The sequence below is a fragment of the Bacillus sp. NH11B genome (assembly GCF_001884205.1).
GTDB classification, from domain to species: Bacteria; Bacillota; Bacilli; order Bacillales; family Bacillaceae_G; genus Bacillus_A; species Bacillus_A proteolyticus.
The window spans coordinates 35,709-49,487 of sequence record NZ_MAOG01000138.1 but is presented as its reverse complement, the minus strand read 5'-3'; the positions used below and the strand labels follow the sequence as shown (position 1 = coordinate 49,487).

The following is a 13,779-nucleotide window of genomic DNA, read 5'->3' as shown; positions in this document are numbered from 1 at the left end:
ATTTGGAGATACATTACAATGATTATACATATTTCAGATTTTAAATTACAGTAACTATTTAACCCGTTGTTATCAATAAAGAAAGGAACAAGTAGAATGTTACAGAATATATATGAAACTCATTTACAAGTAAGAGATTTAGAAAAGGCGATAGATTTCTATCAAAATAAGCTAGGGTTAGCATTAGCAAAAAAACTATCCAAAAGAAAATTGGCTTTCTTTTGGATAGGAGAAAGTAAAAAGCAAATGCTTGGGTTATGGGAGGTACATAATATTGATGTGTTTGAGATGAAACACTTTGCTTTTGGTGTAGATTTAGAATTTCTAAAGACTTCTAAATTGTGGTTAGAGAGTCGTGGAATAGAAGTGGTAGGAAGCCAAGGAAAAGGAAATCAAGAGCCAATTGTCCAAAGATGGATGCCAGCTGCTAGTGTATACTTTCTGGATTGTGATGGGAATAAATTAGAATTTATTTCTATGTTACATGATGATCCAGATGAATTAGAGTATGCATCTTATTTAAGTGAATGGGATGCGGAACACCGAGAAAAATAAATGAGATTGTATCTATAAACGGGAAAATGTTATTCTTTTTTGAAAAATATACAGAAAAGGTGGACGTTTTACTTTACCAGAGTTATTCGGATTAAATGAAGAGAACTTAAAAAAGTAGCGTATTTTATTGTCGTTATGTAACGGAAACTAAAAGATTTATCATATAAATTTACATTTATTTAATGTTAAAGGCTAGAAAGCTGGATTGGCGCGAATCGCTAATTGTGGATTGCAAAAAAAGACAAAACCTCTTAAAAAACAATTAATTTTTTACTCCATCAATCTTTACAATCCCTCCTTATAATGTGAATTGGACAAGCATCTAAGAGAAAGCAGAACATGTCAGTTTATACATTCTATTATTAGGGGGAGAATTTGTATGAAAAAGACAGTTGCCTCATTAGCTATTATGGCGGCTTTATTACCGACGTTTTCAGCACATGCAGAAGGGAAAGAGCAAGTCCGAAAATCAGCTACAACTTTTAATGTTATTAGTGATATTCAAGGGGATTTAGGGGATTTTGATCATGTGTTAAAAGATATGAACAAAGTGACGCCACTTTCTAGAGCACTTATTATGAATGGGGATATAACGCCAACTGGACAGCAGTCACAATATGATGATGTTAAGCGTGTGTTAAACAAAAATAAGCTCCCGGGAAATGTATGGTCAACTGTTGGGAATCATGAATTTTATGCTGGCAAATGGACAGCTGATGGGAAATTATCTCAAAGCACATGGCCAAATGGTGTAACGGAAGAAACATTGTTTAATCGATATTTAAAATTTAGCGGACAAGATAAGGCATATCATAAAAAAGAATTAGACGGTTATCCGCTTTTATTTTTAGGAACAGAAAAATATATGAAATATCACGATTCAAAAATGTGGGACGAAGTATATATGAGTGATGAACAATTAGGGTGGTTAAAGCAAAATTTAGAAGAGTACAGCCAAAAAGATAAAAATAAACCAATTTTCATTTTCTCTCATCACGTTTTACCTGATACGGTATCTGGATCAAGACAATCACCATATTTACAAGACTATTTAAACGTCGATAAATTGTACGATATATTAAAAGACTATCCGCAAGTTGTTTTCTTTACGAGTCATACGCATTGGGATTTAAATTTACCGGACTGGGCTGGTAAAAAGAAAATTGCAGGCGGAGATGAAAAAGGATTTACAGTTGTAAATACAGGCGGAATTGAAACAGGCTGGATGTCAGCTGGACCGAATGGGGGAGAGAAGACTGCTCCAGATGGATATTCATTTAAACAAGGATTACAAATAAAAGCATACGGTAACGATGTAATCGTAACAGCGTATGATTATAAACGTGATAAAGACATAAAGAAACTATTAATTAGCGATTCGAAAATTGCACAAATGGCACCAAATGTAACAGCGGATGATAGTAAAAATATAATTGTCGGTGCAACTGAATATATGGAGTACTCTATAGATGGAACGAATGAGTGGCATACGTATAATCCAGGGAATCCTCCGAAAATTGATGGGGAAAAAATCGTTTACGTCCGTCATAAAGGAGAAATGAATTTACAGCCGGGATTAACACAGCTGCTTCGTTTTTCGGTAAATAAGTAATTGGAAGAGGGCCTACTTTTTAATGAGTGGGCTCTTTTTATTTTGTTGTTTTTTTGCCGGTAAATCGATATTTTATGTCGAATCGTTGATATATTTCAAGTTATGAACGATATATTTGAAAAATCGTTGATGTAAATTTCATGTACCGTACTGAGGTTAAAATCATTAATGCAATTGCATTTACCGAAATGAAATTCAATACATTTTTAATCCAGAAAGATGACTTCATCATTTTTACATGTAATAATAGTATCGTTACATATATTGTGAAAGAGTATAAAAGGAGCGTTACAATGAATTTAGCTAAATTCCCTAGAAAAAAATATACAGAATCATATACACCAATTGAAAAGTTAAATAATTTTTCTGAAGCACTTGGTGGCCCGACTATTTATTTTAAACGAGATGATTTACTTGGTTTAACAGCTGGCGGTAATAAGACGAGAAAGTTAGAGTTTCTAGTTGCGGATGCACAGGAAAAGGGTGCAGATACGTTAATTACAGCTGGTGGTATTCAGTCAAACCATTGCCGTCTAACACTTGCAGCTGCGGTAAAAGAAAAAATGAAATGTATTCTTGTGTTAGAAGAAGGGCTTGAGCCAGAAGAAAAGCCAGACTTTAACGGAAACTATTTCTTATATCATTTATTAGGTGCTGAAAACGTAATTGTTGTGCCAAACGGAGCAGACCTTATGGAAGAAATGCATAAAGTAGCGAAAGAAGTAAGTGAAAAAGGAAATACGCCATATGTCATTCCAGTTGGTGGATCGAACCCTACTGGCGCAATGGGATATATTGCTTGTGCGCAAGAAATTATGGCTCAATCATTTGAACAAGGAATTGATTTCAGTACAGTTGTTTGTGTAAGTGGTAGCGCTGGTATGCATGCTGGTTTAATTACTGGTTTTTCCGGAACGCAAAGCAAAATTCCTGTAATCGGAATAAATGTAAGTAGAGGAAAAGCAGAGCAAGAAGAGAAAGTAGCAAAACTTGTAGATGAAACTTCAGCTCACGTTGGTATTCCAAACTCTATTTCACGCGAAGCAGTTACATGCTTTGATGAATATGTAGGTCCAGGTTACGCTTTACCAACATCAGAAATGGTTGAAGCAGTACAGTTACTTGCGAAAACTGAAGGTATTTTACTTGACCCAGTTTATACAGGTAAAGCAGTAGCGGGACTAATCGATTTAATTAGAAAAGGTAAATTTAATAAAGAGGACAACATTTTATTCGTACATTCAGGTGGTTCACCAGCTTTATATGCGAATACGTTTTTATTTGCGTAAGTGTGAAAAAGCATTGGGTATCCAATGCTTTTTGTTTTGAATAAATGTTGAAATTTGATACAATGCCGTGAATATGCGATGATTTTTCAACATGCAATGGTAAACAACGATATATATAAAGGAGATTGATGTATGACAGAATTTTGGGAAGCAAGTTTTATAGAAAATCAAATGATGTGGGGATTTGAACCTTCAGATTCCGCAATTTTGACGAAGGATTTTTTCCTTGAAAAGAAAGTGAAGGATATATTGATTCCTGGTATTGGATATGGAAGAAATGCAAAGGTTTTTATTGATAACGAAATACAAGTAACAGGTATTGAAATTTCAAAAACAGCGATCGAATTGGCGAGGGAAAATGAAGTTAATGCCAATTTATTCCATGGTTCAGTTACGGATATGCCTTTTGATAACAAACTGTATGATGGCATATTTTCTTATGCACTTATTCATTTATTGAATAAGGATGAGAGAGAGAAGTTTATTAAAGATTGCTATAGTCAGTTAAAACCAAACGGATATATGATTTTTACTACTATTTCTAAAGATGCCCCAATGTTTGGGAAGGGTAAACAACTGGGGAAAGACTACTTCGAGATAATGGAAGGGGTAAAAATGTATTTCTATGATATTGACTCGGTAAAACAAGACTTTGGAAAATATGGACTGATGGAAACTACAGAAATTGTGGAGCCACATAAAAATATGGCAAGTAAACCTCCATTTAAATTTATAATGATCAAATGTCAAAAAACACTATAATTACCATAGTGTAAAAATAGTGAAAGGTTACTTAATAAGCTGATTGAGTAAGCGATTTACTCATTCTTCTTTAAAGGCGAAGTAAGGGGAGTCAAATGGCGTCCCTTACTTCGCTTAATTTATTTTAAAGCAAGTTTTAAACTTTCAACGAACCATTTGTTACGGATTATATTTATATTTTACGTGAAATGATAACCGAACCAAAGGAAAAATAAAATAATTGCTGTATTAAATAACGTAAAGGTTAAACCGATAATAGATAAAATTCTCTTTTCGGTACGACTACAAAAAGAGATAACTGCTAAAATAATTGCTATAACAGCGGAAGTTAAAATGAAGTACGCGAAAGGAACCACGTATTCTACTCCAACTCTGTCTAAAATAGGTGAGAAGAGAAATAGGTTAATAGTAACGAATATACTTACAATGAGAAACGTATAACTTTTCCAAGTGTATGTTTTTAGTTGCATTGAAGGGCACTCCTTCTTTATTAGTGTTTATATGTCTAATCGCAAGGTGTTTACCTTTATTTTACAATTATAGATAATTTTTATTAAAAAGAGGGGTACTAATATGCGAATCAGAAATTTGATTGTAGTTTTTATCGCTATTTGTATATTCGTAGTAACCGGCTGTTCAAATATACTAGGAAATGAAGATCAAAGAATCGAAGTGCAAAAACGCATTGGTGATGATTATGAGGATTTGAATGTAGTTACAGACAAGAATCAAGTGTTGCAAGTAAAGAAAATATTAAATGAAATTCATTTTGAAAATAAAAAAGTGGAAATGTCTCGTTCAGCTGATTATCACTTTGTTTTTCAATTTAAAAATCCGAAAATAGAGGCGAAAGCTGTATTGTATCAAATTTGGATAAGTCCTAATAAAGATAAAGTAGAAGTAATGGCGGGGGATAATCGGTATTCTCAATTAGAAGGGAAAAATGCAGCCGCTTTGTTTTGGATTGTTACGGGAGAGAAGTTAGCTGAATAAAAGTATATGTTACTTAACTTTTTGGTGTTTATTGTAATGGTTTACTACTTGTGTTCTATTAAAAAGTCTAAAGTTGATCAATTAAATGCAATCAAATCTAGTCAAAAGTAATGAAATTTCAGGAAAAATAAGGTACACTAGTCAATGGTTTTGGTTTAAAATCGATTGACGTTAATGTATACGGGGGAAAAATTGATGAACAACAATACAGTAAATGAATCAGTTGAAGAAGTTGAGAGAAAACGAGTAAGATCGAGCAAACGTTTTACAAATTGGAAGCTTATCGCAGCGGGTGTTGGTATAATTGCACTTCTCATTGGGGGAATGAGTTATTACCAGGCAACTCACTTCAATTCGAATGTTACGATTAATGACACCAATGTTGGTGGTTTGAGTGCTGATCAGGCAATACAGAAACTAAAAACATCTGGACTAGCAAACAAAGTCTATGTCGATCAACAACAAATTTTAGATGAAAAAGATACAAAAACGGAACTTACGGAAAAAGATTTGCCACAAGTTAAGAAACTATTAAAAAGCCAGTGGACATTTTTCCCTTCTTCAAAGGAAAAAAATTATTCATTGCTACCGGACGAGGCAGATCAGTATCGTAGTGAAACGATGAAAAAACTTGTAGAAGAAAAGCTCATCTCTATGAATGAAAAACTAAAAGCGCCTCAAGATGCTATGGCGAAGCTTGAACAAGGAAAAGTTGTTATCTCGAAGAGCGTTGATGGAAAACAGTATGACGTTACTAGTCTACTGAAAGATTACGACAAGCAGAAGTATAAAAGTGAAATTCATCTGAAGTCTGCATACATAAAGCCTATTAAAGAAGACGACCCGATTGTCAAAAAAGAGGAGGAAGCACTACAAAATCTTCTTAGGCAGTCCGTTGAGTATAAAGTACAGAATGAAGTGTATCCTTTAAAAGCAAAAGATTTAATTCAAAATGCCTCTATGTCAAAGGATATGAAAGTTACAATCGATGCGAGCGACATTAAGAATAAGATTGCTGAAATTAATAATGCTAAATCAACGTTAAATAAAGATTTCGCATTTAAAACTCATTCTGGTTCGGTCATATCAGTAAAAGGGCAAGGCTACGGCTGGGCACTAGATGTTGAAAAAGAAACAAAACAAGTTGGGCAAGCTTTTGAAAAGGGTGAAAAATCGCTATCTGCTTCTAATATTCACGGAAATGGTTGGGAGAAGGAAGGTATCGGTTATAAAACAACATCGAATAATGGCATCGGAGACACGTATGCGGAAGTTTCAATTGCAGAGCAACAAATTTGGATTTATAAAGATGGAAAATTAGCAGTCACAACAAATGTAGTAACTGGTAAACATAGCACGAGTGAAGATACATCACCAGGTGTGTGGTACGTCCTATATAAACGAACACCATACACGCTCAAAGGCAGTGCAGTAGGTAAAGCTGATTATGCAGTTAAAGTAGATTACTGGGTTCCATTCACAAATAGCGGTCAAGGATTCCATGATGCTGGCTGGCGAACAAACTGGGCGAATAATGCCTATTTAACAGGGGGATCAGGTGGGTGTGTTAACCTTCTTCCTAATGTTGCAAAAACTGTGTATGATAATTTGAACACTTATGATCCAGTTATCGTGTACTAGAAAATAGCAATCTTGCGTGAAGCGATGTATGTATCAAGAACTTAAACTTAAAAAAGAAGCAGAAAATCCTGAGTGATTTTCTGCTTCTTTTTTACTATTTATACTATGCACTTCTCGTGTGCGGGGGGATAGTTATAAAAAATACAAAATATAAGCTAGGTACATTTAAACATAAAATGTGGTTATCAAGTCAGAGAAAGGCACCTGATGGTATCTTTTCTTTATTTCCAAAAGGACCTGCTCAATATCATCATGGATTTATAAAGATGGCATTTATATTTATATTTACTCATAAGAATGGAACTAGCATAGTATTTACTGGGGGGATTAAGAATGAATAGGGATGAAACCTCATTACATCCTGATACGGGTGTTACGTCTGTAATGTTTGTTGAACGGTCATTAAATGAAATTCGTTTTTGGTCTAGAATCATGAAGGAGCATTCTTTTTTTCTTCGATTGGGGTTTAGATGTGAGGATACCCAACTAATCGAAGAAGCTAATCAATTTTATCGATTGTTTGAACATATCGAACAAATAGCGTATTCCTATACAAATGAAACAGATCCTGGGCAAATAAAAAGATTTAATTCAGAAGTACAACAAGCTGCAACTAATATTTGGGGATTTAAACGAAAAATTCTAGGATTAATTCTCACATGTAAATTGCCAGGGCAAAATAATTTTCCACTGTTAGTTGACCATACAAGTAGGGAAGCTGATTATTTTAGAAAACGCTTAATTGAATTAAATGAAGGTAAATTAGATGCCCTTCCTGATGCTATTATTAAAGAAAATGTTTTCTTTTTAAGGATTATGGCAGACCATGCTAAATTTATTGGTCATCTTCTTGATCCATCGGAAAGAAAGCTTGTAGATACAGCACGGAATTTTAGCAATGATTTTGATGAATTAATGTATCAAGCAATTGACTTAGAATCTATGAAACCACAATCTCAAACAGTTCCTCTTTTAGATCAATTTTTAGATCAAAATCGTGTGTCAGTCACATCTCTTCGGGATTTTAAGAAAACGGCACGTGATTTAATTGAGCAATGTAAAATAAAGAGTATTATTCATCCATTATTAGCAGACCATGTATTTCGTGAAGCGGATAGATTTCTTGAAATCATTGATATGTTTGATGCTCATCTTACCAATATTAAATCACAACCTAGATATTAAAAAATAAGGAAAGATACTATTTTGCCTTAAGCTGAGAAGTTAACAATTTATTGTTAGCTTCTTTTCCTTGTGATTTTTAATATTTCCAAATTATCCCCTTACAAATTACCCAAAAGAAACAAAGCGGAAAGAGATTGAGATGAAAAGAATGGTTATTCAAATCGGCACATTATGGAGACAGTTCGAATTAAAAATGTTGAATAAAATTGACACTGAATATCATTTGCATTTATTATGGAATCGTCCCATGTAATTGGATATGATTTTTGTGAAAAAAGTCTACTTTTTTATTAATGTAATAGATTTCAATTAAAATGTCACTTTCAAGAACTATCACTAATTTTTTTTATGAATTTAAACGTAGGAAAGGGTAAAATAAAAATGAACTGGAAAAAAGGCGGATTATGGATTATTATTTTTTTCATTGTAAAAGGTACGATTTCTACACTTTTACTTGTTACAGGTGCTAAATATTTTAATTTATCATATATGCAACTTTTCGTGCTAGTACTGATTTTATTACTGATTTCTCTCATAAGTCGAAAATTGCTGTATAGACATAAACAAAACAAAAAGCAAAAAGAGCTAAATATATAATGAAGCCCCAGAGATCTTTGGATTTCTGGGGTTTTACTTATTCAATAGTGAGTTTTGGGTCCGTGATACGAATAGTACACTCCATCAGTTTTATCGGTTGTAAATTAAGAATTCACTAATTTATTGAATAAATAGAAAACGCTTTTCTTTTTCTTTTATTTCATCTAATATCAATAAGGGCACCAAAAAAATAGATAGGGGTGCTAGAATGTACGGTATTATTAATTACGAGGTGTTTTTACTAACAGGGATTTTATTAAATCTAATTCCTGGTGCAGATACCATGTATATTGTGGGAAAAAGTATTTCACAAGGTAGAAAAGCAGGTGTGTATTCTGTTTTTGGTATTATTACTGGTTCTTTAGTTCATACGTTATTGGTTGCTTTTGGTTTATCTATTATACTTACAAAATCCATTGTGTTATTTAACACCATTAAGGTTATAGGTGTTATCTATCTTGTATATTTAGGAATTAAAATGATACTCGATAAGACAAATGTAGCTTTTCAAGCCTCATCCAATAAATTGAACATTAGAAAGATATATTTACAAGGACTCTTAACAAGTCTCACGAATCCAAAAGTCTCTTTATTCTTTATTGCGTTTCTTCCGCAGTTTATAGATACAAAGGCTTCAGGTCCTATACCTTTTATCATTTTAGGAATTACTTTTACAGTAACAGGACTATTGTGGTGTTTATTTGTTGCTTATTTCTCTTCATATGTCACAAAAAAATTAAGAGGAAACCAAAAGGTAGGAACGATTCTAAATAAAGTAACAGGACTGATTTTTATTGGTATGGGGTTAAAGTTGCTTCAAACGAAGGCTCCTCAATAAACATGAATAATAAAAAAATGCCCCCTTTCAAGAGATGTTATCTTTGCTTTAAGCTAATTTCTATATACTAAAAAGCCCCTTCAAATTTGAAGGGGCTTTTTGCTTGTTATCGGTCAATCGTCGTTTTTTTGAATTTACTAAAAGTTGCTGAACCCAAGCCAAATAATGATACCCTTTCTAGCAAAATAATTAACCATCCTACGCAAGAAAGTTCAGGTAGCTAATCGCATATGTTTTATGGAAAGGATGTGATTGAATTATGGAACGGCCGAATTGGGGAATTGGAGGATTAGTATTCGTTGGCTGCATGTTTCTTGGCGGAGGAGTGGGATCTATATTAGGTGATACTCATGCTGGATGGCTAATAGGGATGGGTGCTGGATTTATTGGGATGGCTTTAACGAGACTGATCAGAAAGTAATATAACGGGATTCTTCTTCGGATAAATAAGGAAATATGTATGTAAGTAATTCATGGTATAAGAGCTCTATAAATTATAGTTAGAAACTTCTCTTTTCTAAACTACTCCATACATAGATATGATTCTCAAGTCGGAGGATGGCACCTTAGGGTGTTTTTTTTATGTTCCCTAAAAATGTCTTATCATAAAATAGACTTCGTTAGATTCCGATAATCTTTTTTGTACTAGAATAGATTCATTACCGTTTCAGACCTAAGTATTCATTCATAACCTAACAGTAAAAGGGGGGATGATTCAAGGTATGGCGTTTAATGATGAATTAATTTGTCAACAGTTTGCAAGAATTATCGGTGGCCAAGAAGGATTCGCCGGTGGAAAATGCGTAGCAACAATAAATCGGGATGAAATAAAGGCAACAATCTTAGGAAAACGTTTTAGAGTAACAACTTCCTTCTCATTCGAATCAAGAGATAATAAAACTGGACGGGCATTATGTCTAGGCCGGGTAGCGCTCTTACAAAAGGAAGTCACTGGATTTGTTGCTTCAATTATTAAGCAAGGAATAATCGTTTCATCTATACACAATGAGTGGTTATGTGATGATCCAAATTTGATTTACGTTAATATTGAAGACGTTGATGATCCACTAGCTTTCGCAAGAAAAGTTAGAAGAGCGTTATGCAATTAACTAATTTCTTTCGTTAAATGAGATGCTATCACATGCGAATTTTCAGTCCACTTTCGATGGACAAGAAAAAGATTCTATTATTTATGTATTAGCAAGTGAGTCTGAAATAATAGAAACAGTTAACAAATCGAGTAAGAAAACCAATCGTTTCTGATGATTATGCTTTACTAGATTTTATTCAAAAGCCGAGTACGTATTTTATCCCGTAAATGCCCGATTTGCCTCAACTAATAATCAGTGGGGGATGAGCACCCCACTGACACGGATTAAAGTTTCGCTTCATCAGCAACAGCATTTATTTTAGCTGGTATTGTACTTTTTATTATGTTTTACCCAGATCTGTTAGAGATTCCAAAAAAATTTGACTACTTTTCAAATAAATAAAGAGTAAAAAACCGATTCTTTCGTAAAGGAACCGGTTTTTTACGTACGAAATTTGCGTTTTGTTGGTGTTACCACACCTCTATCAAGTTATCAGATACAAGGTAATAGATGTTTTTATAATTTGGAAGACGAGGAAATGAACTTGGAGGGAGTATTGGAAGCGTACAATCAATACATTGAGGGGGCATGTTTAAGAAGATTAAATCAATGGAAAAGGAAATGTTTTTTAAGTCTGGGCTATGGACCTATCCGCCCGTTCTAATTAACTAAAAGAAGAACTTCCCTATACCGATTAGACTACTAATCATTCCTATTCCATTCATGCTGCTTTTTCCTACTGCAAGTAAGTTTCCAAGCATTCCTGGCTGACCGTTATTCCCCCATCCCATGGGACTTACCTGTCCTCCCCACGCTGGGGGGGGGCCGAAAACACCCCATTTATTAGAATTAAAATTAAAAGCCTTGGCTGGCGGTGATAGTAAAGCGGCAAGATGCCCTTGTGCGAACATCCCTGTATGATTGAATGGTTGAGCCCAAGGGAAGGAGGAGGGGTGAAAATTGAAACCTGCATGGCCTGAAAATGGAGCCCAATTAGCAGGATGTCCTTGGGGCATCATCCCCGCATAATTGTTTGGCTGGCCCCAAGAGAAGGGGGAGGACTGGGGATTGAAACCCGTATAATTGGCTGGTGAATCCCAACCAAATGGATAGACTCGACAACTCCAATTCTCAGGAATCTTCAGACCATTCATTCCCTCAGCTTTAGTTATTTGGGGCTGTGAATATAATGATGACATTGAAATTTGGTTATTATATTGCTCCCCGTTTCCCTCTGAATTCAAATACCAATATTGGTGCATAAGCGTATTCCCCTCACTTTAAAAATGTAATGTTAGATTTAGCCTATGTAATATTCCTTTTTATGGATGGTTACATAACTAGATTTACAAGCCTGTATTTAAATGTTTATAAAGGTGTAATCAATAAAAAAGATTTTAAAATGTTACGTTGAGCAAATAGAATTGCTAAAAAGAGAATATCCATTCGAAGAGTTTGGCAAAATACTGCAAGGATAATGTATTTTTGTGCAGATATACAAACGATTTAAACGAATCAATGGAATTGATAATGAAGGGACAAATAAATATATGAGTGAAACATTACATAAAAGAAAACCACCATATTTAATGCTTGTAATCCTTTTTATTGGCGCATTTGTTTCATTTCTAAATAACTCGCTTTTAAATGTAGCCTTGCCATCAATAATGAAGGATTTAGATATTAAAGATTTTTCAACAATCCAGTGGCTTTCTACAGGGTATATGCTTGTAAGTGGTATATTAATTCCAGCATCAGCATTTTTAATAACCCGCTTTTCCAATAGGAGCTTATTTATTACATCTATGGTGATTTTTATTCTTGGTACGGCCTTAGCGGCTGTAGCACTGAACTTTAGTTTATTACTTACTGGCCGGATGGTTCAAGCGGCAGGTTCTTCAGCCATGGGGCCTTTGTTAATGAATATTATGCTAGTAAGCTTTCCAAGAGAAAAAAGGGGAACAGCAATGGGGATTTTTGGATTAGTTATGATTACAGCTCCTGCAATTGGACCGACACTATCAGGTTATATTGTAGAGTATTATGACTGGCGTTTGCTTTTTGAAATGATTTTACCGTTAGCAATCATTAGCTTACTGCTGGGGATTTGGAAATCGGAGAATGTCATGAGACAAAACAAAAATGCAAAGCTTGATTATCTCTCATTACTATTATCTTCTGTCGGTTTTGGCGGTTTGTTATATGGATTCAGTTCTGCAAGCTCCGATGGTTGGACGAATAAAGTTGTCTTAACAACCTTAATCATAGGCGCTATTGCCCTAATTGCTTTCATTATCCGTCAATTAAAAATGAATGAACCATTATTGGATTTACGTGTTTACAAGTACCCAATGTTTGCACTTGCGTCTGTAATTGCAATTGTCAACGCAGTGGCCATGTTTTCGGGTATGATTTTAACACCAGCTTATGTACAAAATGTCCGCGGTATTTCACCGCTGAGCTCTGGGCTGATGATGCTTCCAGGTGCGGTAATAATGGGGGTTATGTCACCAATTACAGGTAAATTATTTGATAAATATGGCCCTCGGCTTCTTGGTATAGTAGGACTTTCCATTACAGCTGTTTCAACTTATATGCTGGCAAACCTGCAAATCGACTCTAGTCACACGCATATTATTCTTATTTACACACTGCGGATGTTTGGGATGGCGATGGTGATGATGCCACTTATGACAAATGGCCTTAATCAATTGCCAACTCGCTTAAATCCGCACGGTACGGCTGTTAATAATACAGCTCAACAAGTGTCCGGTTCGATTGGTACTGCTATTCTTGTTACGATTATGAATTCTGTAACAAAAACAAAAGCTGAAAGTCTAATGGTTGATGTAGATCCAACAACCTTCACAGAAGCTACGAAGGCAATGTTAACGCAGAAAGCTTTATTATCCGGAATTCAATATTCATTCTATGTAGCGCTTGGCATGAATGTTGTTGCACTACTATTAGTTTTTTTCGTTAAACGTGTAGATACAAGCGTGGAAGCTGTCGAGAGGTTAAATCGGTCGAGTGAAACAAAACTTTAGATAATGATTTCTAAAAAATTTTTGCTGATTAGTTAGACTATGAAGAAATGCAAATTTCTGCTGCTAAGGCGCTGGTATTTAAATCTGGAAAAAAACAGTGAAATAATTATATATAGTAAAAAGGATCTGATATTCATATCAGATCCTTTTTCATTAGTAACACAGTATA

At 34.4% G+C, this 13,779-nt stretch carries 14 protein-coding genes; 12 read left to right on the top strand and 2 right to left on the bottom strand.

Going from position 1 to position 13,779, the window contains the following annotated elements; genetic code table 11:
• The first annotated feature begins 96 nt into the window (after window positions 1–96).
• From BAU27_RS26030 to BAU27_RS26015, 4 genes are all read left to right on the top strand, one after another.
• On the top strand, window positions 97–555 hold the full coding sequence (locus BAU27_RS26030; protein WP_071772441.1) for a VOC family protein: 459 nt from the start codon (window positions 97–99) through the stop codon (window positions 553–555).
• Between the two features lie 379 nt (window positions 556–934).
• Window positions 935–2,167 (top strand): DUF4073 domain-containing protein, encoded by a 1,233-nt coding sequence (locus BAU27_RS26025; RefSeq protein WP_071772440.1) that lies wholly within the window; start codon window positions 935–937, stop codon window positions 2,165–2,167.
• A 293-nt stretch (window positions 2,168–2,460) separates the two neighbouring features.
• On the top strand, window positions 2,461–3,456 hold the full coding sequence (gene cuyA, locus BAU27_RS26020; RefSeq protein ID WP_071772439.1) for a D-cysteate sulfo-lyase: 996 nt from the start codon (window positions 2,461–2,463) through the stop codon (window positions 3,454–3,456).
• A 132-nt stretch (window positions 3,457–3,588) separates the two neighbouring features.
• Entirely contained in the window at window positions 3,589–4,218 is a 630-nt protein-coding gene (locus BAU27_RS26015) for a class I SAM-dependent methyltransferase (protein ID WP_071772438.1), read from the top strand.
• A gap of 179 nt (window positions 4,219–4,397) precedes the next feature.
• Here the strand turns inward: BAU27_RS26015 and BAU27_RS26010 are convergent, their stop codons facing one another.
• A complete protein-coding gene (locus tag BAU27_RS26010) occupies window positions 4,398–4,688 on the bottom strand; it encodes a hypothetical protein (RefSeq protein WP_071772437.1) in 291 nt (96 codons plus the stop codon).
• Window positions 4,689–4,791: 103 nt separating this feature from the next.
• Here BAU27_RS26010 and BAU27_RS26005 point away from each other — a divergent pair, with 103 nt between their 5' ends.
• The 7 genes from BAU27_RS26005 to BAU27_RS25980 all read left to right on the top strand — a co-directional run bounded on the left by BAU27_RS26005 (window position 4,792) and on the right by BAU27_RS25980 (window position 10,581).
• On the top strand, window positions 4,792–5,211 hold the full coding sequence (locus tag BAU27_RS26005; protein ID WP_071772436.1) for a YhfM domain-containing protein: 420 nt from the start codon (window positions 4,792–4,794) through the stop codon (window positions 5,209–5,211).
• Between the two features lie 195 nt (window positions 5,212–5,406).
• Complete coding sequence (locus BAU27_RS26000) at window positions 5,407–6,852, top strand: L,D-transpeptidase family protein (protein ID WP_071772435.1); 1,446 nt, start codon at window positions 5,407–5,409, stop codon at window positions 6,850–6,852.
• 333 nt (window positions 6,853–7,185) lie between these two features.
• On the top strand, window positions 7,186–8,037 hold the full coding sequence (locus tag BAU27_RS25995) for a DUF2935 domain-containing protein (RefSeq protein ID WP_071746559.1): 852 nt from the start codon (window positions 7,186–7,188) through the stop codon (window positions 8,035–8,037).
• A 381-nt stretch (window positions 8,038–8,418) separates the two neighbouring features.
• A complete protein-coding gene (locus tag BAU27_RS25990; protein WP_001104095.1) occupies window positions 8,419–8,634 on the top strand; it encodes a hypothetical protein in 216 nt (71 codons plus the stop codon).
• Window positions 8,635–8,842: 208 nt separating this feature from the next.
• Window positions 8,843–9,472: a LysE family translocator gene (locus BAU27_RS25985; protein WP_071772434.1), complete on the top strand. Its 630-nt coding sequence runs from the start codon at window positions 8,843–8,845 to the stop codon at window positions 9,470–9,472.
• A gap of 259 nt (window positions 9,473–9,731) precedes the next feature.
• Window positions 9,732–9,893: a hypothetical protein gene (locus tag BAU27_RS32505; protein WP_000441003.1), complete on the top strand. Its 162-nt coding sequence runs from the start codon at window positions 9,732–9,734 to the stop codon at window positions 9,891–9,893.
• 301 nt (window positions 9,894–10,194) lie between these two features.
• Window positions 10,195–10,581, top strand: coding sequence for a DUF1259 domain-containing protein (locus tag BAU27_RS25980; protein ID WP_071772485.1), 387 nt, complete (start codon window positions 10,195–10,197; stop codon window positions 10,579–10,581).
• 650 nt (window positions 10,582–11,231) lie between these two features.
• On the opposite strand, the gene BAU27_RS25975 is transcribed toward BAU27_RS25980, so the two are convergent.
• Window positions 11,232–11,825, bottom strand: a complete 594-nt coding sequence (locus BAU27_RS25975) for a hypothetical protein (protein WP_071772433.1) — start codon at window positions 11,823–11,825, stop codon at window positions 11,232–11,234.
• A gap of 288 nt (window positions 11,826–12,113) precedes the next feature.
• On the opposite strand from BAU27_RS25975, the gene BAU27_RS25970 reads away from it, so the two are divergent.
• Entirely contained in the window at window positions 12,114–13,610 is a 1,497-nt protein-coding gene (locus BAU27_RS25970; RefSeq protein ID WP_071772432.1) for a DHA2 family efflux MFS transporter permease subunit, read from the top strand.
• Window positions 13,611–13,779 lie beyond the last annotated feature (169 nt).